Annotated in this window: 17 protein-coding genes; 9 read left to right on the plus strand and 8 right to left on the minus strand. The window is 36.6% G+C overall.

What is annotated here, in order from left to right:
* The first annotated feature begins 65 nt into the window (after positions 1 to 65).
* From Q7C23_RS08645 to Q7C23_RS08655, 3 genes are all read left to right on the plus strand, one after another.
* Positions 66 to 1436 carry a glycoside hydrolase family 27 protein gene (locus tag Q7C23_RS08645; protein ID WP_375032133.1) on the plus strand — a complete coding sequence of 457 codons (1371 nt, stop codon included), beginning with the start codon at positions 66 to 68 and terminating at the stop codon, positions 1434 to 1436.
* Positions 1436 to 3373 (plus strand): family 43 glycosylhydrolase, encoded by a 1938-nt coding sequence (locus Q7C23_RS08650; protein WP_375032134.1) that lies wholly within the window; start codon positions 1436 to 1438, stop codon positions 3371 to 3373. The genes Q7C23_RS08645 and Q7C23_RS08650 overlap by 1 nt, the downstream gene beginning before the upstream one ends.
* Before the next feature lie 752 nt (positions 3374 to 4125).
* The gene (locus Q7C23_RS08655; protein ID WP_375032135.1) at positions 4126 to 5163 is read left to right on the plus strand and encodes a cellulase family glycosylhydrolase; all 1038 of its coding nucleotides are present in this window, start codon (positions 4126 to 4128) and stop codon (positions 5161 to 5163) included.
* A gap of 97 nt (positions 5164 to 5260) precedes the next feature.
* On the opposite strand, the gene Q7C23_RS08660 is transcribed toward Q7C23_RS08655, so the two are convergent.
* Positions 5261 to 5593, minus strand: coding sequence for a YegP family protein (locus tag Q7C23_RS08660; RefSeq protein WP_375032136.1), 333 nt, complete (start codon positions 5591 to 5593; stop codon positions 5261 to 5263).
* A 232-nt stretch (positions 5594 to 5825) separates the two neighbouring features.
* On the opposite strand from Q7C23_RS08660, the gene Q7C23_RS08665 reads away from it, so the two are divergent.
* Together Q7C23_RS08665 and Q7C23_RS08670 are read left to right on the plus strand one after the other, a co-directional pair.
* Positions 5826 to 6947, plus strand: a complete 1122-nt coding sequence (locus Q7C23_RS08665; protein WP_375032137.1) for an XdhC family protein — start codon at positions 5826 to 5828, stop codon at positions 6945 to 6947.
* Positions 6948 to 6958: 11 nt separating this feature from the next.
* Positions 6959 to 7546: an NTP transferase domain-containing protein gene (locus Q7C23_RS08670; protein ID WP_375032138.1), complete on the plus strand. Its 588-nt coding sequence runs from the start codon at positions 6959 to 6961 to the stop codon at positions 7544 to 7546.
* Positions 7547 to 7694: 148 nt separating this feature from the next.
* On the opposite strand, the gene Q7C23_RS08675 is transcribed toward Q7C23_RS08670, so the two are convergent.
* Entirely contained in the window at positions 7695 to 8834 is a 1140-nt protein-coding gene (locus Q7C23_RS08675; RefSeq protein WP_375032139.1) for a cysteine desulfurase family protein, read from the minus strand.
* Between the two features lie 170 nt (positions 8835 to 9004).
* Between Q7C23_RS08675 and Q7C23_RS08680 the strand changes: the two genes are divergently transcribed.
* From Q7C23_RS08680 to Q7C23_RS08695, 4 genes are all read left to right on the plus strand, one after another.
* Positions 9005 to 9646 (plus strand): (2Fe-2S)-binding protein, encoded by a 642-nt coding sequence (locus Q7C23_RS08680; protein ID WP_375032140.1) that lies wholly within the window; start codon positions 9005 to 9007, stop codon positions 9644 to 9646.
* Positions 9643 to 10623: an FAD binding domain-containing protein gene (locus Q7C23_RS08685; protein ID WP_375032141.1), complete on the plus strand. Its 981-nt coding sequence runs from the start codon at positions 9643 to 9645 to the stop codon at positions 10621 to 10623. The genes Q7C23_RS08680 and Q7C23_RS08685 overlap by 4 nt, the downstream gene beginning before the upstream one ends.
* Positions 10624 to 10631: 8 nt before the next feature.
* Entirely contained in the window at positions 10632 to 12842 is a 2211-nt protein-coding gene (locus Q7C23_RS08690) for a xanthine dehydrogenase family protein molybdopterin-binding subunit (protein ID WP_375032142.1), read from the plus strand.
* A 698-nt stretch (positions 12843 to 13540) separates the two neighbouring features.
* Positions 13541 to 13996, plus strand: a complete 456-nt coding sequence (locus tag Q7C23_RS08695; RefSeq protein ID WP_375032143.1) for an Hsp20/alpha crystallin family protein — start codon at positions 13541 to 13543, stop codon at positions 13994 to 13996.
* 98 nt (positions 13997 to 14094) lie between these two features.
* Here Q7C23_RS08695 and Q7C23_RS08700 read toward each other — a convergent pair whose 3' ends face one another.
* The 6 genes from Q7C23_RS08700 to Q7C23_RS08725 all read right to left on the minus strand — a co-directional run bounded on the left by Q7C23_RS08700 (position 14095) and on the right by Q7C23_RS08725 (position 25121).
* Positions 14095 to 14658, minus strand: coding sequence for a DUF2911 domain-containing protein (locus Q7C23_RS08700; protein WP_375032144.1), 564 nt, complete (start codon positions 14656 to 14658; stop codon positions 14095 to 14097).
* A gap of 97 nt (positions 14659 to 14755) precedes the next feature.
* Positions 14756 to 16585 (minus strand): glycoside hydrolase family 2 protein, encoded by a 1830-nt coding sequence (locus Q7C23_RS08705; RefSeq protein WP_375032145.1) that lies wholly within the window; start codon positions 16583 to 16585, stop codon positions 14756 to 14758.
* A 285-nt stretch (positions 16586 to 16870) separates the two neighbouring features.
* Positions 16871 to 19288, minus strand: a complete 2418-nt coding sequence (locus Q7C23_RS08710) for a glycoside hydrolase family 2 TIM barrel-domain containing protein (RefSeq protein ID WP_375032146.1) — start codon at positions 19286 to 19288, stop codon at positions 16871 to 16873.
* Positions 19289 to 19384: 96 nt separating this feature from the next.
* On the minus strand, positions 19385 to 20566 hold the full coding sequence (locus Q7C23_RS08715) for a glycoside hydrolase family 88 protein (protein WP_375032147.1): 1182 nt from the start codon (positions 20564 to 20566) through the stop codon (positions 19385 to 19387).
* A gap of 22 nt (positions 20567 to 20588) precedes the next feature.
* On the minus strand, positions 20589 to 22106 hold the full coding sequence (locus Q7C23_RS08720) for a RagB/SusD family nutrient uptake outer membrane protein (RefSeq protein WP_375032148.1): 1518 nt from the start codon (positions 22104 to 22106) through the stop codon (positions 20589 to 20591).
* A gap of 12 nt (positions 22107 to 22118) precedes the next feature.
* A complete protein-coding gene (locus tag Q7C23_RS08725; protein WP_375032149.1) occupies positions 22119 to 25121 on the minus strand; it encodes a SusC/RagA family TonB-linked outer membrane protein in 3003 nt (1000 codons plus the stop codon).
* Between the last annotated feature and the right edge of the window lie 192 nt (positions 25122 to 25313).

Raw genomic sequence — 25313 nt, forward strand, 5'->3', positions numbered from 1 at the left:
ATTGTATTTACTGACGAAAAGTTTATTATATTTGAAGTGTAGTGTTAACACTTATTAAAAGCAAAATGAAAATAAAAAATATAGTTCCGTTGATTTTGGCAGTAACTTTTGTAGCAGTTTCTTCTCAGGCACAGACAAAATCGTTCAAAAAAGAAGAGTTCAAACAATGGGCACAAACACCGCCTATGGGTTGGAATAGTTGGGATTGCTACGGACCAACAGTTGAAGAACATGAAGTTAAAGCCAATGCCGATTATATGGCAAATAACCTGAAGAAATTCGGTTGGGAATATATTGTTGTCGACATCAGATGGTTTGTCGAAAATGATAAAGCAGGAGGTTACAACCAAACAGATCCACGATATGTAATTGATCAGTACGGACGATATTTGCCAGCGGTAAATCGTTTTCCTTCAGCAAAAGACGGACAAGGATTTAAACCTTTAGCAGATTATATTCATAAGAAAGGATTAAAATTCGGAATCCATATAATGCGCGGAATTCCTAAAAAAGCAGTGCAAGACAAAATGCCAATTAAAGGCGCTAACGGAATCACAGCTGATCAGATTTATACTACAGCTTTGCAATGCGAGTGGCTAAAAGACAATTATACCATTTTGGCAGACAAGCCGGGAGCACAGCAATATTATGATTCTATATTTGAGCTTTATGCAAGCTGGGGAGTTGATTTTATCAAAATTGATGATTTGTCAAGACCGTATCACGAAGGCGAAATCAACTTAATTAGAAACGCGATCGACAAATGCGGACGCAAAATCGTATTGAGTACTTCACCGGGAGAAACGCCAATTTCCGCAGCTCCGCATGTAAAAGAACACGCAAATATGTGGCGTATGGTAGATGATGTTTGGGATACCTGGCCTCATATTACCCATTTAATGAAAGTAAGCGAGCAGTGGTATCCACATATCGCACCGGGAACATGGCCAGACTGCGATATGATTCCGCTAGGACGTATTTCTGTTAGGGGAGAACGTGGTGACGACCGAATGACGCGCTTGACAAAAGACGAACAGTATACATTAATTACGTTCTTTAATATTTTTAAATCCCCCTTGTTTTTTGGTGGAGATTTGCCAAGCAACGATGCTTTTACCTTATCCTTATTAACCAATAATGAGGTTGTAAAAATGCACAATGAAAGTACCGATGTAAAACAGCTTTTCCAGAAAGATGGAAAAATTGCCGTGACTTCAAAGAATCCTAAAGATGGAAGTGTTTATCTGGCTTTGATTAATATTTCAGATACCGCTTCAGAAAATATTTCGGTTAATCTTTCTGATTTGGGAATTTCAGGAAATATAGAGGTTTTGAATATGTGGACCGGTGAGAAATCAAAAGTTTCTTCTACAGCAATTTCCGCAGAATTAAAACCTCACAGCTCCGTTCTGTATCAATTAAAAGGGAAAAAATAATGAAGAAAACGCATTTTAGTCTTGTATTATTTTTAAGCATCTTTACTTTTTTACAAGCTCAAAATAACAAAGAAAAGGGAATTCCTCCTGTAATTGCAGAGAAGGATTTAACGGCTTATTTGTTTGTCTACTTCACTGGAAATTCTGTTGAAGAAGAAGCTGTACGATATGCCATTAGTGCTGATGGTTATCACTATTTTCATCTCAATAATAACAAACCAGTTATCGACAGCAAAGTAATCAGTTCAACTGGAGGTGTTCGTGATCCGCATATTTTGCGTGGTGACGATGGCAAAACTTTTTATATGGTTTTGACCGATATGACCTCTTCAAAAGGCTGGGACAGCAATCGTGCGATGGTTTTGCTTAAGAGTAGTGATTTAGTAAATTGGAAAAGCAGCATCGTAAATATTCAAAGTACTTTTCCCGGAAACGAAAACTTAAAAAGAGTTTGGGCACCGCAGACAATTTACGACGCAAAAGCAGGAAAGTATTTAATTTACTTTAGTTTGCAATATGCGGGAGGTCCTGATAAAATTTATTACGCTTATGCCAATAAAGATTTTACAGGTTTAGAAAGTGCTCCAAAATTGTTATTTGTTCCAAAATCTGAAAGAGCTTGTATAGATGGCGATATTATTGAAAAAGACGGCGTTTATCACCTTTTCTATAAGACAGAAACAGAGAAAGCAGGAATAAAAGTTGCGACAACAACCGACTTGACTTCCGGAAAATGGACAGAAAACGATAATTATCTCCAGCAGACAAAAGATGGTGTGGAAGGTTCAAGTGTTTTCAAATTGAACAATTCTGATGATTATATCTTAATGTACGATGTCTATACAAAAGGAAGATATCAGTTTACAAAAAGTAAAGATTTAGAAAATTTCACGGTTATAGACAATGATATTTCAATGGATTTTAATCCCCGTCACGGAACTATTTTGCCTATCACACGATCTGAATTGAAAAGATTGATTGCAAAATGGGGAACGCCGGAGCAATTTCCAAAAATAAATAATAATCCGGTTTTAGAAGGATATTACGCTGATCCTGAAATTTTATATTCAAATAAAACAAAAAAGTACTACATCTATCCAACAAGCGATGGTTTTGATGGCTGGTCAGGAAATTATTTCAAGACTTTTTCTTCAGATAACTTGACAGATTGGAAAGACGAAGGAATTATAGTTGATCTTCGAAAGGATGTAAGCTGGGCCAACAGAAATGCCTGGGCGCCTTGTATTGTAGAGAAAAAAATCAAAGGAAAACACAAGTATTTTTATTATTTCACGGCCGCTCAAAAAATTGGTGTAGCATCTTCGGATAACCCAAACGGGCCTTTCACAGACAGCGGAAAAGCGTTGGTAAGCAAAAGACCAGAAGGTGTAAAAGATGGTCAGGAAATTGATCCGGATGTATTTACAGATCCTAAAACAGGAAAAAGTTATTTGTATTGGGGCAATGGTTATATGGCTGTAGCGGAATTAAATGCCGACATGATTTCGATAAAAGAAGGAAGCACCAAAGTAATTCAGGTTGATGCTACTTTTAGGGAAGGGACTTATGTTATTCACAGAAAAGGAATCTACTACTTTTTATGGAGCGAAGATGACACCAGAAGTCCAAATTATAAAGTGAGATACGGAACATCAAAATCGCCGTTAGGTCCAATTGATATTCCGGCCAATAACATTGTAATTCAGGGAATTCCGGATCAGGGCATTTATGCTACGGGACATAATTCGGTTTTGCAAATTCCAAACAAAGATGAATGGTACATTACCTATCATCGTTTCTCTTATCCAACCGGAATAAAAATGGGAGACGCCGGCGGTTTTCATCGTGAAGTCTGCATCGATAAATTAGAATTCAATGCTGATGGAAGTATTAAACAGGTAACACCAACACATACCGGGATTAATGCAATAAAATAATTTTTAGAATTTTAGTTTTTAAAAAGCCGTTTCTGTATAGAGAAACGGCTTTTTCTTTTTAAAACCCTAATGATTATCAAGTGAGCTGTTTTGTATCATTAATGACAGGGTTATCAATGGAATGTTTGGCTATTTTGCGGTGATGTGCTTGTTTTCATATATAATCAGGTAATTTTTTAATATGATAATTTGATAATTATTTAATAGATATAAAACAATGTGCTTTATTAAGTATTTAGTCTTTTTAATCCTAAAAAAATATCAAATTACCATTATGACCTCCATTTTTTTCCAATTTGCCCCTGCTGTAACATGTAAGATAAGCATTACTTTGTATTGTTCTCACCAATAATGCAGTATTATTTTTATAATCATAAAATGGTTATTTAGGATAGGATAAAATTCCTTTTTTAGCCAGAAATGTTAAGCAAAAACATCGTAAGTAACTTTAGACTTGTTGTGTTTAGTGGCTGAGCATTAGTAAACTGCCTTACTTGATTACAATTACAATATTTTACTAACTAAAACCACACAAACCATGAACAGACCTTACGATTAATTTGTAAAATGCATTTCCTATAAGTGGGGTTTACTGCTAATTTTTGAACAGGAACTTTCAGATTAAAAGAAGCCTCGTTATTTTAATGCGTTTCCGGGCAGTATGCAACTATAGCATAAATAGCTCAAAGAGATTTTAAAATATTAATTTAATACTTAAACAATTTATATCAATGAGAAAAAGATATTTGCTTATGTTAAGCATACTTGTGTGTGCATGTTCAAAAGATGAAGTTATTGAAGTTAATCAAACAAGTTCGGCAGAAAAAGAAGCCGTAATTGAAAATACGGTAAAAAATAATAATACAACGGCTAGGGTAGGAGCGGCGTCGATTGCCGGGCTGAATTGGGCAGACGGTCGAGATAATTTTGTAGATGGCTGGGTTATACCCTCAGGTTTAGAAGCAGCGGACAGTTATACTACTGTTGTGGCAAAAACAGATGCAATATTAAATGGTTTTACAAGTAAAATAAGTGGGGTGAATACGATACGTATTCCAATTAATCCACCCTCTGTTTCTGAGAGTTGGTGGGCTAGTTATCAGGGAGTAATCGATAAAGCAACCAGTAAAGGCTGGAAAGTAATTATCGCTTGTTGGGAGTCTTCATCCTCAAAAGATGGTATGATTGACAATACAACAGCTTTTTGGAGCATGTGGACTACAGTTGTCAATAAATATCAAGGTAACGCGAATGTATATTTTGAACCGTTCAATGAGCCTCACGGATATACTTTAGCGCAGTTAACGACTATTTATGCTCAGTTTCTGTCTACTTATCCGAATGTTCCCAGAGGGCGAATAATCTTGGGTGGAACAGGATATTCTGAAAATGTTACGGGAGTTGGAGCAGATAGCCGCTTTAGTAGCTGTCTGTTAGGACTGCATAATTATGCTTTTTGGGCTACCAGATCAGTTACGCAGTGGAGAGCGGATTGGCGAAGCAGGGTAGGTAGTTATGCCAGCCGTACGGTAATTACTGAATTTGGTGCCGGAATGAACTCTGGTAAAGATTATCAAAACGGAAACCAGACAGATAATGAAATTGCTTATATAGTAGCAACCAGTGATGTATGCAGAACAGATAAAATTGCCAGTGTTTATTGGCCTGGTTTAAGAGATGGGGATTCTTATAGTTTGTTTACAAGGGGTGGAAGCGGCACCAATATTACAATTAATACCGTTAACAGTTCAGGTGTCTTCCGTGTAAGATATGGTTGGGGTGAAAATTAATTAATGCAATAAAATAATTTTACAATTGCGTTTTTGGAAAAAGGAAAAGGCTGCTTCAATCAAGAAGCAGCCTTTGTTTTATTTGATAAAATGGTTTTTAAGCCGTTTGATCGTCTGTAGTTGCGTCTGGAGCATTTGTTTTTACTGATGCAATCCCGTTATCTCTGGCAGATGTACTTTCATACATTTCGCTTGAACCAATAATTTGGCCGTTACTGGCCTTTAAATTAAAATAGGGTTTTCCGTTACTTGATTCTTTTTTGTCAAATTTGCTGTCGTCTTGCGAATTGGTTTTTACTGATTCGATTCCGTTAAGGCAAGCCGCTTTTGTAGTATAGCCTTCGCTAGTTAAAATTGTTTGCCCATTTCCTGCTTTTAAATTGAATTGGAATTCGCCGTTGGCTCTTTTAGTAATTACAAATTTTCCCATATTATTTATTTTTAAGTTAGGTATTAAATAAACTTTGCTTTAATAAAAATACAAAACTTGATCATATAAATTATTCTTTCAGGAAAATAAAATTGAATATTAGGGCATTACATACTATAGAAACCTCAGAAAGCACATTTCAATTAAAAAACTTTTGTTGAGTTACTACTTTTAATCATTTAAATCTTCATCAAAAAAATAATTATCTACTTTTGTTAGAAGCGTTATTACTATGAAGGAAATTAATGAAATTTTAAAAGCTTATTCAGAAGCAAAAAAAGCCGGAAAAAAGGCTGCTTTAGCCACTGTCGTAAAAGTTGAAGGATCATCTTATCGTCAGCCAGGTGCGCGCATGTTGGTTACTGAAGATGGAAATCTGACTGGTGCCATTAGCGGTGGCTGTTTAGAAGGGGATGCTTTACGAAAGGCGCTGCTATCCATTCATCAGCAGCAGAATAAATTAATTACCTACAATACCAGTAATGAAAATGATAGTGAAGTTGGGCTGCAATTAGGCTGCAACGGAATCGTTCATATTCTTTTTGAATACATTAAGGATGATGAAATTAATAACCCAATTCAGCTTTTGAAGCAATTAGAAAGAGAACGGAAAGCCGCTATAATCGAAACTATTTTTTCCCTTAAACGAAATGCGCCACAAATAGGAACCGTTTTATTTTACAGGCAGCATTCAGCTATTTTGCATAATAATGATATCGCCATTAATAGTATTGCCGACGTAAAAAAGGCACTTGAAAGCAAAACGACTATCATAAAAAAAATGGAGGATGATAACGAAAATGAAACTTTGATTGAGTGTATTCAACCAGTGATTGCTCTTGTTATAGCCGGTGCAGGAAATGATGCTCAGCCACTGGTAAATATGGCTTCTTTGTTAGGCTGGGAAACCACTATAGGGGATGGAAGAGCAACCCATGCCACTACAAAACGTTTTCCTGATGTCAGACAAAGATTCGTCGTAAAATCAGAAGATTTTCTTAATGATATCCAAATTGATGATCAAACTTATTTCGTTTTAATGACCCATGATTATAAATATGATTTAGCCGTATTAAAGTTGCTTTTGAAGAGAGATTGCAAATACATTGGAATCTTGGGACCAAAATCAAAATTAAATCGAATGCTGGACGATTTAAATTCTGAAGGAATAATTTTGACAGAAGAACAATTGAATCGTATTTATGGACCAATCGGACTTGACATTGGTGCGGAAACTTCAGAAGAGATTGCCTTATCCATTATAGCGGAAATTAAAGCGGTTATGAGTGGGAAAACAGGAACTTCTCTCAAATATAAAACGCACAAAATACACGATTCAAAAGTAGTAATCTAAATTAAAAGGTGATGACGGGCATTGTAATTTTAGCAGCAGGAAATTCTTCGAGATTGGGACAGCCAAAACAATTACTAGGATACAAAGATTCTACTCTTTTAAAAAATACAATTGCTGAAGCTTTTTTAGTACAAGATGCTGCTATGATTGTAGTAACCGGTGCAAACAAGCAATTGATTGAAGAAGAACTGGATCCTTCGAGAATAAAAGTATGCTTTAATCCGGATTGGGAAACGGGAATGTCATCTTCAATCGTAAAGGGTCTCAATGCATTATTGCACGTGTATCCGAATTGTGAGAATTGCATATTTGCCGTATGCGATCAACCGTACGTTTCCAGTCTGGTTTTTGAGAATTTAATTCAGGAACATTCCAAAACAGGAAAAGGAATTGTGGCTTCGTCTTATGCCGAAACTTTAGGAACACCGGTTCTTTTTAATAAAAAATACTTTACCGAATTGGCAGCTTTGCAAGGACAGGAGGGAGCAAAAAAAATCATTAATCGATTTTTAGAGGATACGGCTTCAGTTTCTTTTGAAAAAGGCAGTGTCGATATTGATACGGAAGACGATTACAATAAGCTTATTTCTGAATTGTAGGGTTTTGTTTTTGTCACGAAGGCATAAAGACATAAAGTTTTTTTATTACCAGTAATTTGTAAAAAAAGCTTTGCGCCCCTGAGATCAATTGAGCATAGTAAAAAAATCTTCGCGTCTTTGTGCCTTCGTGGCATGGCACCGCATGGCATTAAGAAAGCTGTGCAACCAAAGCTGTTACTCTTTCAATTGTCTCCTCAATTTCATGCGAAGTGGTAGATCGGCCTAAACTAAAACGAATTGAACTCAATGCTTCTTCATCAGATAAACCTAAAGCCTTCAGCACATGCGAAGGTTGTGAAGTTACAGACGAACACGATGATCCATTGGAGACTGAAATATTTTGCAAAGCCAAAATGAATTTTTCAGAATTCACTCCAGGAAAACAAATGTTAGTAGTATTACAAATTCGGTTTTGCGTATTTCCATTTACGAACGAGCCTTCAATTTTTAGTAAACCATTCTCTAATTGATCTCTCAGTTTTGTAATTCTTTTTTTATTGTTATATAATTCTAATACAGCTATTTCTGAAGCTTTACCTAAACCAATAATTGCGGGAACATTCAATGTTCCACTTCGTAATTTTCTTTGTTGATTTCCTCCGTTTAGTAATGGGGTTAGTTTTATTTTGGCTTCTGCCGAAATGTATAGAGCGCCAACACCTTTTGGACCATAAAATTTATGTGCAGAAAGCGCCAGAAGATCAATCTCAAGTTTTTTTACATCAATAGAAATCTTTCCAATTGCCTGGGTTGCATCACATAAAAAGAGCGCATTTTTTGCATGTGCAAGATCTGCCATTTTTGCAATATCCTGAATGACACCTGTTTCATTATTTGTAAGCATAACAATGACAATCAGTGTTTTAATGGTAATTACCTCATTTAAAAGATTAGTATCTATTATTCCGTCTGAAGTAACGGGTAAGTAGGTGACTTCAAAGCCAATACGCTCCATATAACGACAAGTTTCCAGAACAGCTTTGTGTTCTGTAGCAACCGTTACGATATGCTTTTTGTTTTCATTTTCATTAGCCAATCCTTTAATGGCTAAATTGATGGATTCCGTTGCCCCGGAAGTAAAGATAATTTCTTCTTCTTTGGCACCAATTAAAGTAGCGGTTTGCCAGGCGGCATTTTCAACTGCCTCCTGAATTTCTAATCCGGCTAAATGGCTACTGCTTGGATTGGCATATAAATCTGTAAAATAAGGGAGCATCGCATGGAGCACTCGCTCGTCAAGGCGGGTGGTAGCGTTGTTGTCTAAATAGATAGCAGATAATTGCGGCATAAATAGTACTTAATGATGTAAAAATACAATTTTGTAATTTAAATAATTCTCTTATTTAGTACTTAAATAAATTACGAGTTTATGTGAATTTTATAAGTATTTATTCTGAAGGATTGTTAAATTTGTTAGGAATAACATTTTTGATTTTTTCTAACTTAAAAATACCAGGTATGGCTGCCAAAAAATCAACCAAAGACAAATTGATAGAAGATGAATCGAACGCATCTCGTCGGGACTTTCTAAAAAAGTCAGGATTGTTTACCGCTCTAGCTTTGGCGCCGCCTTCATTGGTGATGGCCTCTGAAAATAAATGGGATGAAAAAATCGCCGGGTATCTCGAAACGGTTCCGCTTTCTATCGAAGTGAACGGAGTAAAACAGAATCTCAATGTAGAGCCTCGTACCACTTTATTGGATTTACTGCGCGAGCAATTACATTTAACCGGAACAAAAAAAGGTTGTGATCACGGACAATGTGGTGCATGCACGGTACATGTTAATGGCACAAGAATTCTATCTTGTTTGACATTAGCATCCATGCAGCAAAATGCTCAGGTAACCACAATCGAAGGACTTTCAAAAGGGAAAAAACTACACCCAATGCAGGAAGCTTTTATCAAGAATGATGGTTTTCAATGCGGGTATTGTACGCCCGGACAAATCATGTCCGGAATTGCCTGTATCAAAGAAGGTCATGCCAACAGCAGAGAAGAAATTAGAGAATACATGAGCGGTAACATTTGTCGTTGCGGTGCGTATCACAACATTGTTGATGCGATTACCGAAGTTAAGGAAGGAGGGATGTTGTCATGAAAAACTTTCAAATAATTAGAGCCTTATCTTCCGGATCAGCAGTATCAAGTATTGCTAAAGAAAAAGAAGCCATGTTCATTGCCGGAGGTACCAACCTTGTCGATTTAATGAAAAAGAATGTGGTCGCTCCGGACAAGCTTGTCGACATAACGGCATTAGATTTAAAAAAGATAGAATTCCTTACCGGAAAAACCTCAATTGGCGCTTTGGCGAAAAACAGTCAGGTTGCCGAAGATAAAGTCATAATAGAAAAACATCCTTTGCTGGCAATGGCTTTAGCGGCCGGAGCTTCTCAGCAAATCAGACATATGGCAACGGTTGGCGGGAATATGCTGCAGCGTACACGTTGTTCTTATTTTTACAATACCGATATGCCTTGCAACAAAAGAGTTCCAAAAAGCGGTTGTGGTGCCATTGGAGGATCAAACAGAATGCATGCTATTTTTGGCGCATCTGAAAGTTGTATCGCTGTTCATCCAAGTGATATGTGTGTAGCACTGGCTGCACTTGATGCAACAGTTCAGGTTGAAGGTCCGAAAGGAAAAAGAGAAATTAAATTTACCGATTTTCATCGCCTGCCTGGGAATACGCCAGAAAAAGACAATACACTTCAAAGTAAAGAATTGATCACTTTTGTTGAAATTCCGAACAACAACTTCAATAAAAATGTACATTATTTAAAGGTTCGGGATAGAAGCAGTTATGCATTCGCAGTGGTTTCTGTTGCGGCTGCTTTAGATATTCAAAACAATACAATCAATGATGTCCGATTGGCTATGGGTGGCGTAGCACACAAACCATGGCGACTTACCGAAGCCGAGGAATTTCTAAAAGGGAAAACAGTTTCAGAAACCATTTTCAGACAAGCTGCCGATCTGGCTATGAAAGGAGCAAGAGGTTACGGAGATAACGATTTTAAATTAACTCTCGGACCAAACGCAATTGTAGAAGCATTAATTATAGCATCATCTAAATAATTTGAATTATGAGCAAGACAAGTAATATAAATAGAGTAGATGGATTTGCTAAAGTCACGGGTTCTGCCACTTATTCAGCCGAATATAAAACCGATGGTGTTGTGTATGCCTGTTTGGTAGGAAGTACAATTGCAAAAGGACGAATCAAAAGCATAGATACTAAAAAAGCCGAATGGGCACCAGGCGTTCTGGCTGTTATTTCGCATTTGAATGTTGATAAACCGTCTGGATATGCAAAAGCTAAGGATCCACATAATTTTGGACAGCCGCTTCAGGTTTTTAAAGACGATACGATTCTGTATTATGATCAGCCAATTGCAATGGTTGTGGCCGATACTTTTGAACGTATGCAATATGCGGCGAGTTTAATTAAAGCGGAATACATTAAAGAAGAGCATATCACGGATCTTCAAAAAGCAAAAGATAAAGAGAAAAAAATAGAAACCGATAAAGGGGATGATTATCACCGCGGTGTCCAGGACAACTATAAAAATGCAGCTGTTGTTTTAGAAGAAGAATATACAATTCCGACAGAAGTTCATAACCCAATGGAGCTAGCCAATATTATTGCCAAATGGGAGGGAAACAAACCAACTGTTTATACCAAAAGCCAAGGAGTTGAAGGAACTAGAAGAAGCATTGGTGGCGTATTTGGAATTCCCCCGGAAGATGTTTCTGTTAATTCGGAATATCTTGGAGGTGCTTTCGGAATGGGATTGCATACCTGGCCTTATGAGATTGCAGCGCTTATCGGAGCAAAAAAATTAAACCGTCCGGTTAAATTAGTGCTTCACAGGGAGCAAATGTTTACCAATGTCGGATTTAGACCTTATACCATTCAAAAAATGGGTTTGGGAGCCACAAAAGAAGGTAAACTGACTGGTTTAACACATGAAGCCGTAGCAATGACTTCGAGTTATGAAGATTTTATGGAAGGAACGGTAAACATGTCCCGCTTTATTTACAATTGCGATAATGTTTCAACGCGATATCGAATTGTAAAATTAGACACTTGTACACCAATCTGGATGCGTGGTCCGGGTGAAGCGACTGGTTCTTTCGCTTTAGAAAGTGCGATGGACGAATTGGCTCATAAATTAGATATGGATCCAATTGAATTCCGTAAACTGAATTATGCCGAAAAAGACTTAGAACAAAATAAACCCTGGAGCAGTAAATATTTACTCGAATGTTACGAGGGCGGAATGGAGCGTATCGGCTGGAAAAACCGTAAAAACAAACCAGGTTCCGTAAAAGAAGGCGAGTGGTTAGTGGGTTACGGAATGGGAACCGGAACATTCGGTTGTTACAGAAGTCCAACTTCTGTAAAAGCAAAATTTTTAGCCGATGGAAATTTAGTTTTGCAATGCAGTGTAAACGATATGGGACCGGGAACAGCAACGATGATGACTGCAATTGGAGCTGAAATCACCGGTTTGCCATCTGAAAATGTGATTATCGAAATGGGAAAAAGCGGACTTCCAAAAGGACCAACCCAGGGAGGATCGGCAACGACTTCATCAGTAGGATCTGCGGTTCATGATGCCTGTAATTTATTAGTGAGTAAAATTCTTGGATTGGCGGGTGCTACTCCAACTTTTAAAGGAACTCCAATTACCGATTTAACTTTTGCAAATGGTGTAATATCTTCTGCAAAAGACAATTCAAAAACAGTTTCGTTAGCATCATTAATTAGTGCCAATAAACCGGAAGATTTTGAAGTGGAAAATACATCAAAGGGAAATGAAGAAATGAAAAAATATTCGATTTATTCGTTTTCAGTGCATTTTGTAAAGGTTTTAGTGAATCCGAATTTAGGAAAAATAAGATTAGCGCACGTAGTTTCTTGTGCAGATATTGGCACGGTAATCAACCAGAAAACTTCGGCTGGTCAAATGTACGGTGGAGCGGTAGGCGGAATCGGAATGGGATTGATGGAAGCATTAGAAATCGATCATCGTTTTGGTCGACCGATCAATAATAATTTTGCGGATTATCATGTTCCGGTAAATGCTGATATTGAAAAGCAAGAAGTGTTTTTTGTCAATAAAAAAGATCCAATCAGTAACCCGATGGGAACAAAAGGCCTTGGTGAAACGGCTTTAGTGGGAATGGCGCCTGCAATTGCAAATGCTGTTTTTAATGCGACAGGAAAACGTGTTCGGGATTTGCCGATTACATTAGATAAAATATTAGATTTAAATGTATCCACAGCTTAGCAGTGGATGACCCTATTTTGTTGCTTAACGGCAATGTTCGCAAAGGTTAATCATATAGAGCTTTGCGAATTTAAAAGATCCTGCAAACACAGCCAAAAAAAAGTCCTTGCTTACTTTGCGGTAAATTTTTTATGCCTGCCGATTTTTGTTTGAAATCAAAAATCCCTTTAGAAAGTCAGCGCTTTTTAAAGGGATTTTCTATTAAAGTAAAATGAGTAAGAATTTAGTTTTAATTAAAAAAATGATGCAAATTATCCTAAAACTAAAACATCAAATTTAAAAGGCACAAATTAAAAGAATGCTACATTATTATGGATGGATATAAAGCGTAGTTCTTTTAATTACTGTCTGTTGTTCTAAATTTTGTACTGATATTTTGTTATGATATTGCATCATTTTTCCATTGTTGGTTTTGGTTATTAAATGGGTTAAATTTCTCTAAACTCAATATGTCCTTTCCGAATCGTTAAATCTGACAACCAAAAATAAAAGTCAATGAAAAATGTTGTTTATATAATTTTTGCCAAATATTATATAATTTCCATTTATTCGTTTTTGAACTGACATTTTTTCTTAAATCACTGCTAATCTGACAAGTATTTTATTGTAAAAATGACAGTTTTTTTGGTTTGGTATTTATTTTGCATTTTCTCAGGTGAACAATTTTACTATGTATAACTATTTAAAAAGAAAAAATCATGTTAAGTATTAGAAAAAATGGGAATCAATCCCAATCATTACCGGCATTATTTGATGACTTTTTTAGTCGTGAGCTTTTTAACTGGGGAAACAGTAACTTTTCTTCCACCAGTACAACAGTACCTTCAATAAATGTCAAGGAAACTGCTGAAAACTATGAAGTTGAAGTCGCAGCTCCCGGGCTGGACAAAAAAGATTTTAATGTGACGCTCGATAACAATTTATTGACAATCTCTTGCGTAAAATCTACTAAAACAGAAAACAAAGACGAAGGTAATAACTATACTCGTCGTGAGTTTAGTTATCAATCGTTCCAAAGAAGTTTTGAATTGCCAAAACATGTAGTGGATGAAGATAAAATCAATGCACGTTATGAAAAAGGGCTTTTATATCTTACCATTCCTAAAAAAGAAGAGGCAAAACAAAAAGCTCCAAAACTCATTGAAATTGAGTAATAATTTCAACTGTTTTGCAGATTATTTACTCAGTTTTTTATTCATGAAAAAAGGCTGTCTAATTTTAGACAGCCTTTTTGTATTTATATGCATTATATTCATTTAATCGTTATAGGTAATTCGACTGTTGTTTTATCCCAGCCAATAACCAAATTTGTTACAGCTCCCTGAGTTGTAAAAGCAATTGATAAAGCCTCAATAATAGTTGAAACTGGTTTTACAGGAACTGACACCCTAACTAGATCTTTACTTTCATCATAGGCATAACCTCCCCACAAATCAAGTTCTTTATTGATGATGATAGTCCATTTGTCTTTTTCTGGAATAGCAAATAAACTGTAAGTTCCAGCAGGAACTGCCACACCATTAATAGTTGCAGGTTTGTAAAATTTGATTTCTGTATTCTCATTGGCACCAACTCTCCAAACTTCACCGTATTTAATTAAATCTCCAAAGATGACACGACCTTTAACAGAAGGTCTGGCATAAGTAACTTTAATTGAAGGGGATGGAGTATCCGTTTTTTTAAACTTCACAGCTTTATTTGGGAAATAAGAAATATCAACAGGACTCGCATCTAATGGAGCAAATTTTACCACATCTTGAGCCTGAACTGTAACGGCAGCAAATAAAATAACTGCTAGTAAACATAATTTTTTCATAGGATTACAATTTTTAGAATTACTACAAAGTAAGTTAATAATGAAGAAAAATCATATAATTACAGTTTGTTTTTTGTTAATGAATTGGTAATGCTTCTTAATTTTGGTTTTGCTCTTTTTCCTTTTTTGCGTACCAATTTTGCATGATGTAAAAAGCTTTCTTTTTGTTACCATCATTTGAAATCAAACCTTTCCTGTTGTATTCGTCCTGAATGCCCGGAAGCAGTCTTCTTGGCGATCTGAAATCAACCAAAATCCACGGACTCAAACCGCTTAGATGAGGTATTTTTTCAATCATTTTCAGGTTCTGAATATATAAGTATTCCTGATATTCTTCCGTCCAGCGCTCATTTTTTTCTCCGTGTAAGCCTTGTTTGGCATCTCCTCCAAATTCAGAAACAATAACAGGTTTATTGTATTTGGTTTTCCAGAATATCTTTTCAGCATCTTCCAGTTTTCCGCCATACCAGCCTAAATATTGATTGAATGAAATAATATCCAAATAATCGCCTATAGCATCATTAATAGTGCCAAATCCTGCACTATCACTTTGTGTCAATAAAGCCGCACTGATTAGTCTGGTGTTGTCTAAAGATTTGGTATGGTCCACTAATTTTTTGATAAATGCATTTCGTGCATCAGAGATCGGCGTTTCATTGGCCATTGACCAGATGATAATACAAGCTCTGTTTTTATCTCTGGTAACTGCAGCTGTCAGCTGATCTTCTGCATTTTGATAAGTAGCTTCTCTGGTAAATTCAACAGTCCAGTAAACCGGAATTTCTTCCCAAACCATTAATCCCATTTTATCAGCGGTTCTGATAATGTTTTCGTTATGCGGATAATGTGCCAGACGAACATAATTACAACCCAGTTCTTTGGCCCAGTTTAATAATCGTAAAGCATCTTCTTCAGAATTCGCGCGTCCGCCTTTTGCATTTTCTTCATGAATTGAAATACCACGTAAAAAAATGGGCTTTCCGTTCAATAGAATTTTATCTTCTTTGGTTTCAATGGTTCTAAAACCAATATTGTCTTTTAATTTTTGACCGTTATAATCAATAGTCACATCATATAATTTCGGATTTTCAGGTGACCAATACGAGATTTTTTTGGCCGGAATTTCAAAGTTTAAAAGACCGTCAGCACCCACTTTTCCTTTATAGTTAATTTTTAATTCCGGAATTGTGATGGTTACAGTATTTTTTACTGTATCAGGATTACTGATTTTTACAAAACCAGAAAGCAAAGCTGCATTATTTTTTTTAAGCTGAATGTTGTAATCTTCTACAAAAGAAGCTTCTTCTTCAATTAAGGTCACATCACGTGTGATTCCGCCGTAATTCCACCAATCTGTATTAATTGTCGGCACATCTTCTTTATGGCGCGTATTATCAACTTTAATAACCAGATAATTGTCTTTTGCTTTTACAATCGAAGTTACCTCGTAATTAAATGGGGTAAATCCACCAACGTGAGTTCCCAGTTTCTTCCCATTTAAATAAACATCTGCTTTATAATTGATCGCTCCCAGATAAACAAAAAGACGTTTTCCAGCTTTCAAATTATAATCGAAAGATTTTTTGAACCAGACATTTCCCTCGTAATATTTAAGTTCCGGAACCTGCGAAGTCCAATCTCCCGGAATATTGATTTTAGGAGATTTATCAAAATCATATTCCACCAGTTCCTGTTTGTTAACTGCATGATAATTATTGAAATAAGCTGCATTGGATGCCTTTGCCTGCTTGTCGTATTCATCGTGATGAAAACTGTAATAACCCGTTTCATAAGGGTCAACAATATAATTCCAAACGCCGTTTAATGAAGTTGTATTTCGGTTAGGGACGTTGGAGATCAGGTTTTGATTTTGTGCCTGCCCGAAAACGGAAAGGGTTAGGAGTAATACGGTTAATAGTTTTTTCATTGGTAAAGTTTTGTATTTATTTTACTATCAAAGCTATTTATCAAAAGCTTTGTTTATAGCTCTCGCGAAGTCGTGAAGGCGCTAAGTTTTATTTCAAGCAGATTTAAAAAGATTTTAGCAGCTACTTGCAGATGATTTATTAAACTAATTTTTAAAATTAAATCTGTTCAAATCTGTTCAAATCTGGTTAAATCTGCAGAATCTGGGTAAAAAAATCATTTCAATCCTTATTAATGAGTGGCCATAAAAAAAACTTAGTGCCTTCGTGCCTTTGTAGCATTCTTTTTAATTGACAGGTATCTTTAAATATTCTCCTTTAAAACTCTGGTTCAAAGCTGTCATTTCAATTGGTAAACCCGAGCCATCCGGTACAACTTCAATAGATGCTTTTCCGTTTGCCATTTTAATAGATTCACTTCCCGTCGGAGTTCCTTGGTTTTTCATTGTTCGACCACCTTTCAAACATTGAAAATAAACACTTTCTTCGTAATCCAGACAACGCAAATTGTTATTGTCAATTGCTGTTGCCGTTACTAAATAATTGCCATTTTTTAATTTTTGGGAAGACAATTGTAACGAAGTTGCCGTGTCATTTTTGTTGAAACGATAGTTTACTTTTAAAGTATCTGAAACGGTTTTCCCTTCTTTATTTTTTCCAATGGCAACCAGAATATTAGCTCCTTTTTTAAAATTAACATCCCAAGTTAAACCATTTGCAGGATATAGCGAAAGATTTCTTAATTTTTCTCCCAGTGACTTACCATCTTGATACAGAGTCACTTTCTCGCAATTGCTGAAAACGCTCAGTGTTCTTGGTGTATTTTCAGGCCCCTGACGCTCGGTCCAGGTATGTGATTCAATATAAGTAAACGGCTCTTTGCTCCAGTAGCTTTTAAAAACATAATAGGCGTCTTTCGGAACTCCGTTTCGGTCTACCAAGCCTTTTTGGTTCATGTACGGAATATCATCTTCAGGTCTGAGTGGCGTTGCAAAATCCTTAAATGCCCATTGTACATTACCCACGAACGTTGGATCATTCTCGGATATATGCAAATGCCAGTCAAATAAATCAACGATATAATTCTCACTCCAGTCGCCAATTTGTGCAATATTCGCTACTTTGGTTTGCACGATTGCTTCTTCCCAGCCCTCGGCTTTTATAACATTTTCGCCCGTAACCGGTTTTTCGCTGTGGCGGCCAACATGACTGTCTCCGCCATATTCGGCGTGGATAAAATGTTTGTATTCTTTTTTATAAACATCAATTGCTTTTTGGTAGCTTTTATAACTTCCGGAATACCAGCCAGACCAGATAGAAGGAGAGAAGACATCAACAATTTGTGAACCTTCATAATATTTTCTAATTGCTGTTTTTCTTGTAGGATCAAGTTTATGTGCGAGATTGTTTAATTCGGTTAAAAAGACATTTGTCTTTTCTGTATTATCTCCGTCAGGAAAGTCAGGAAGCCAGTTCATTTCATTCCCCAAAGACCAGATGATGATACTTGGATGATTGTAGTTTTGACTGATGATTTCGGTCAGCATAGTTTTGGTGTTCGTCTGCCAAAGTTCGCCGCCAATACCGCCACGACACCAGGGTAATTCATCCCAGACTAAAAGTCCCAATTCATCACAAGCTTTATACACTTCAGGGTCTTGCGGGTAATGTGCCAGACGAACAAAATTAGCCCCCATACTTTTTATGGATTTCATATCGGCCCAATGTTGTTCGTTGCTCATTGCCGCGCCCACACCGGCTTGTTCTTCATGACGATGGGTACCACGAATCAACAATCTTTTTCCATTTAAATAAAACGGACCATGATCTTTAAATTCAAACCATCTGAAACCTACTTTTTCGTTTACGCTGTCTTTGATTTGATTTTTTCCGGATAAAATAGCGGTAACGGAATATAAGTTGGGATTGTCAGTATCCCACAGCTCCGGATTTTTAATGTTTTCGAAAGTGATATTCGATATTTTATCTGAAACCGAAATTGTTTTGCTTGCTACTTTTTTCCCTTTCGGATTTTTAAGAATCACGGTTAACGATAAAGCCGAATTATCAGCATTTACAATAGAAGTCAGAATTTGTACCGAAGCCTTTTTAGCAGAAACCTCAGGAGTGGTAATTTTTAGATTATCGATATGATTTTTGTATTGAGATAACAGCCAGACATCTCTTGTAATTCCGCCATAAATAAAGAAATCGCTCTTTTGAGACGGAATTATTTCGATGTCATAACTATTATCCACGCGTACAAAAATATCGTTGTTTCCTTCTTTGATTAAATTGCTAATATCAATAGTAAAACCAATATAGCCACCAATATGTCCGCCGGCTTCTTTACCGTTTACATATACTTTTGTAGTGACATTCGAACCTTCAAAATATAAAGAATAACGTCGGTTTTTATCTATTTGAGAAATATTCAGTTTCTTTTGATACCAGCTTGCATCTCGTCTGTACCCGGGGTTTAAGTCGGTTGCGTCTTCGGCATTCCAGCTGTGTGGTAAATTGATCGTATTCCAGTTTGAAGCTTTTTGAGCCTCGGAAAGGGAAGGAGTATGATTTTCTAAATACAGCCAATTGTCATTAATATTCATTTTTGTCTGAGCAAAACTGCTGCTCAGACAAATTTGAAAAAAAACAAAAAGTGCAAAAGTAAAAAATGTGTTATGGTGATATGGAGGGTTCTTCATAAATTATAAAGCTTTATTTTTAAGGTTGAAATGGTCAAAGGCTTATAGGTTCAAAGGCAAAACCTTTGTTTCTTTGCACCTTTGTCCCTTTGCAACTTATTTATTACTTTTTCTCAACAATGCTTCAAGAAAATAATAATCGGCATAGATTATTGGTTCATCAATTTCGTCGTGTTTTGGCCAGTTTCCGGTGCTGTGATCCAGAATAAAAGGCGCTTTTACAGCATCACTTAAAATGTATTTATCTGAATTTAAGGAAGTCATTATTTTATCGGCGAAAGCCAAATAACTCTTATTCTTAGTATAGCCGTACAATTCATATAAAGCAGAAGCCATAACGCTTGCAGCAGAAACATCCCGAGCCGAATTGGGAATAGCAGGATCTTTAAAATCCCAATACGGAATTCCGTCTTCCGGTAAATTTTTATCATTCATGAAAAATTTGGCAGTGGCTTCGGCTTGTTTTAGATAAGCAGGATCTTTGGTATAGCGATATGACATGGTGAATCCGTAAACGGCCCAGCCTTGACCGCGTGCCCAAACGGAGTCATCGTTATAACCCTGAAGCGTTGTTTTCTTTCTAACCGCTCCTGAAGTTGGATTATAATCAATAACATGGTAACAACTATTGTCAGCTCTAAACTGATTTTTTAAAGTGGTATTGGCGTGCTGGATCGCAATCTCCTGATATTTTTTATTTCCTGATAATTTCGAGGCTTCAAAAAGCAGTTCCAAATTCATCATATTGTCAATGATCACCGGATAATCCCAGATCTCTTTATTGAAATCCCAGGATCTGATAGCGCCTACTTTGGCATTAAAACGAGTGCATAATGTTTCGGCACCTTTAATTATAACGTCTTTGTATTCTTGCTTGTTTTCCACTTTTAAAGCTTCTCCAAAACTGCAAAACACTTTGAATCCAACGTCGTGCGAATTACTATTTACGCTTTCTTTTTTGCTAAAAGGCGTCCATTTTTCTGCCTGATTTTTATAGGCTTCATTGCTTGTCAATCGGTATAATTGCCATAAGTTTCCGGCAAAGAAACCGCTTGTCCAGTCTCTTGATGGCACTTTTTTAATTGTATTGGTTTTGATGGTCATGCTGCGTGGCATCGACATCGAGTCAACCGGATAATCGAGCAGCATTTTATATCTTTTCTCCAGAAGATTTCCGGGAGTTGCAGTAACTTTTGTCTGAGAATTAATTCCGGATTTGCACGCTGTCACCAGCAGTGCAAACCCAAGAATTAAAGAAAATGAACTAACTTTATTCATACTTACTAATTAATCTAATGTTTTAATAACCAGGATTATTTGGTTTTAAGTTTGGATTGATGGCTAATTCGGTTCCTGGTAAAGGGAATAAATAATCTTTGTTTGGATCAAAATTAGCATGTGGTTCAAAACCATTCGGGCCAAAAACTTCAGGCCCATTTTTCAGCCTCTTAATATCGTACCATCTGATGTATTCAAAAGCCAGTTCTAATCTTCTTTCATTGATAACCATTTTTTTGAAATTAACTTTAGAAAGTCCCGGAGTTACGTCGGCAGGAAATGAAACTTGTCTGCCCGCTTTATTTCGCGCTCTTGCACGCACTCGGTTTACATAATTATCTGCTTCTGCCGTTCCTGGTGTAATTTCGTTTAGCGCTTCAGCAGCAGTTAATAATATTTCAGCATATCGCATCGTGATATAATTGTGCTGTGACGTTCTTCCGTTGGCACCTGCTTTTCCAGGAAAACGATAATATTTGGCAATATGCGGACGAGGTGCTTTTTCATTATCGCTTGATGGATAAATCTCCAAGGAACCACCTGGTCCTGTTTTCTTTCTGATGATGGTATCAAAACTTACTGCTCTTCTGTAATCTCTTTGGTCCCAGTCGTTAAATACTTTTAAAGACGGAACGGCAACTGAAAATCCTTGTCCGTAGCTATAGCTGTCATCTTTTAATGAACCCGTAAAAAAGGCTGTATAATCCTGACCGTAATTTCCTGATGTTAAGTTATTAAAATCAATTGTAAACAAAGGCTCTTTTAACGAAGCTGCTTTTGTAGCGTTGAACAAATCCTGAAAATCAGCATCTAAACCTAAACCGAATTTAGCTTCATTGTTAATTACAAATTTAGCTTCGTCATACGCTTTTTGATAGTTTCCTAAAGTTAAATAAACAGATGCCAAATAACCCGCTGCCGTACCTTTTCCCGGAACCGCTTTTACTTTTGGTTTGTCATCTAGCCATTGTTTTGCAAATTCAAGATCGGCTATGATTTTAGCATATACCTCAGCTTCTTTGGTTTTACCCAATGTATTTACCTGAGAAACATCATTCACCACAAAATCAACGTAAGGAATGTCACCAAAAATTCGAACTAAATGGTAGTAAGCAAAAGCTCTTGCAAAATAGGCCTGAGCTACGATCGCGTTTACTTTTGCCGGATCTCCCGGAGTCTTTTTAGCACCTTCAATGGCTTGATTGGCTGCTGTTACAATGATATACGATTGTGGCCAAAAGTTGGCAACAAGTGCGTTGGTATCATTCATTTTCATATCATTGACATCAATACGGGCAGCCTGCGTTGTTCTGTCGCCAATATCGGCCATGTCATCACGCAACATCAAAGCGATGGTAAATTCTCTTCCCCAGTAATTATTGTGTGCAATGTTGGCAAAGGCTCCGTTTACAGCGGCTTGTAGGTCATCTGTATTGTTGAAAAAGTTATCTGGACGAATGATTCCAACTGGATGTTCTTCAAGATCTGAGCATCCAAAAGCGAATATTCCCAAGAAAAATAAAGCTATATATTTTTTCATAATATGATTCTATTAAAATTTTAAATTGAAACCGAAAGTGAAGGTTTTCACGTTTGGATAACTTCCATAATCCAATCCTAAATTGGTATTACTTCTGGCGTTGGTGTCGTTTAAGTAATTTACCTCAGGGTCTGAACCCGGATAATCTGTAATGGTCCAGAGGTTTTGCGCACTCACATAAAAACGAACTTTACTCAATCCGATTTTTGATACTACTTTATCGTCTAAGCTATATCCGATAGAAACGTTTTTCAAACGGATGTAACTTGCATCATACACAAATCTTGAAGTGATTCTTTTTGTTCTTGCTGCATTGGCAGGAACATTAGTATCAGTATTTGTTGGTGTCCAGGCATCCAGAACTTCTGTAGTTGCATTGTTGTTTCCTGAAGCCAATTCCATTAAAGTATAATTTAGAATTTGGTTTCCTTCTGAACCCTGAAAGAAGATGTTCAAATCCAGATTTTTATAAGTGAAATCATTATTCAATCCGAAAATGAAATCCGGGTTTGGATTCCCGATAATGGTCTTATCACTTGAATCCAGTTTTCCATCACCATTTACATCTCTGAATTTTTCTCCACCCGGAGCCGTTTCAAAATTCCCCGGAAGCACTGTTTCTCCTTGCTGGATTACGCCATCATAAATAAATCCGTAGAAAGAACCAACAGGCTCACCAACTCTTAGAATCTGAGATTCTGTTGCCAGGAAATGTCCCGGAGCAGAGTTGATTAACAAGTCTTTGTTATCGGCTAATTTTAATACTTTGTTTTTGTTGGAAGAGATATTAAAGTTCGTAGACCAGGTAAAATCAGCACCAATAAAGTTTTTAGTATTGATACCTAATTCCCAGCCTTTGTTTTCTAATTCTCCAACATTTTGAAGCTGAGATCCAATTCCTGAAATTCCAGGTAACGGTCTGTTGAACAACAAATCTTTGGTAATGGTTTTGTAATAATCTGCCGTTAGACTGATTCTGTTATCAAATAAACCTAAATCAATTCCGTAGTCCTGTTGGTACGATGTTTCCCATTTTAGGTTTGGATTATCCAAAGAAGTCAACTGAACTGCATTTACAATTACGTCACCACTCACATCATAAATTTCTGAGAATCTTGATAAAGTAGAGTAGGCGCCAATCGATGGATTTCCTGTTGCTCCGTAACTCGCTCTCAATTTAAGATTTGAAACGGTTTTATTGTCTTTTAAGAAATTCTCTTTAGCAATATTCCAACCCACGGCTCCGGAAGGGAAAGTTCCGTATTTGTAATTTTTACTGAAACTGGATGAACCGTCACGGCGCGCTGTAAAGGTGAATAAGTATTTGTCATCGTAATCAAAATTCAGCCTTCCGAAAGCAGAAATCAATTCGGTTTCAGACAAACCTGAATCTGGTTTTAAGAAAACAGTTCCGGCACCTAAATTGTGATAAGAATTGGTATTGGTAAGAAATCCTCTCGAAGCGGCATACGAATTTTCGTTGGTGTTTTTTTGATAAGAGTAACCACCAAGAACCGTTAAGATTCCTTTGTCGATAATTTCTTTTTTGTACGTCAAATAATTCTCTGTTAAGAAAGAAGAAAATCTTGTGTTGTTTACAGAAGCTTCTCCCTTGATATTTTTTCCTGCAATTAAAGTAGACGGAATATATCTTCCGGTTTGAGAGTTAGATTCTGTTAAACCTAAAGTAGTTTTGAAGTTTAAATCTTTAAAAATCTGATACGAAGCAAAGAAATTGCTTCTGTTGGTAATGTTGATTACTTCCAGAATGTTTTCCATTGCAGTGGCGTATGGATTGTCAATATCGTCGCCAATTGGAGCTGTAGTGGTATAAGTACCATCTTCATTATAAATACCTTTATCTGGCATAAATCGATACGCTGAAGCAATTACACCAGCAGCACCAGTTCCTCCGGCTCCCGTCTGGCTGATAATTCCGTCTTTGTTTTGCTTGCTGGTAAATAAATTCAATCCTACCTTAAACTTGTCACTCAAATCAGCTTCAAGATTACTTACAATCGTGTATTTATCAATTCCTGAATTAATTACAACTCCGTTTTGGTTGTAATAATTTCCCGAAACATAGTATCTGATTTTCTCTGAACCGCCTGAAAATGATAACTGCGAATTCGAAATCATTCCGTCACGATAAATAACATCCTGCCAGTCTGTGTTTGCACCGCCTGAAGTGTGGGTGGTAAAACTTTTTCTATAAGCGACAAATTGATCTCCGTTTAATAAATCCAATTGATTGTTTACCGATTGCGTAGAAGTTGAATTACTGAATTCAATTACCGGGGCTCCTGGCTTTCCCTTTTTAGTGGTAACCATAATAACTCCGTTTGAACCTCTTGATCCGTAAATAGCCGTAGCCGATGCATCTTTTAAAATCTCAATAGAAGCAATATCCTGAGGTGCCGGCATCGAAGCGCCTGCAAAACCATCAACTACAATAAGAGCGTCTCCACTTGCATTGATTGATGTTCCGCCACGAACCCTGATTTTTACCGGAGCGCCTGGCTCGCCACCATTATTCGATTGTACCGAAACCCCTGCAGCGCGGCCTTGTAAAGCCATTTCTGCATTGAGTAATGGATAAGCGGTTAACTCTTTTGCCGTTACCGATGAAACTGATCCTGTAATGTCGCTTTTTTTACGGGTACCATAACCTACAACGATAACCTCATCCAGATTTTTAGTATCTGATTTTAAACTTACATTGACTACTGTTTTATTCCCTATCGGAACTTCGATAGTTTGATATCCTACATAGTTGAAAACTAAGACAGCATTTTTTTCTGCAACTATTACAGTATAGTTTCCATCCATGTCGGCAGTTGCGCCAACAGAAGATCCTTTGATATAGACATTAGCACCAGGAAGCCCAAGTAAGTCTTCGCTGGAAGTAACTTTTCCGGTGACTTTTCTTTCCTGTGCATTCACAACAATATTTCCTAGTAAAAAGAGTACCAGAAAACACCATTTAAGCGATTTAATTTTGTGGTTTGTAAACATTCATTTTTTGGTTTTAAGGTTAATGTTAGATAAAATAAAAAAGCAATAAACTCATTCCGATTATAAGCAGCATGAAGAGAATTTGCAGCAGTAAGAATTTTGTTTTTTTGATTTTCATATCACAAATATATCAGGGCAGAATGATATAGAAATACAAAAAAGGGTATCTAAAAATACAGATACCCTTTTTTA

The sequence above is a fragment of the Flavobacterium sp. LAR06 genome (assembly GCF_041946075.1).
GTDB lineage: Bacteria > Bacteroidota > Bacteroidia > Flavobacteriales > Flavobacteriaceae > Flavobacterium.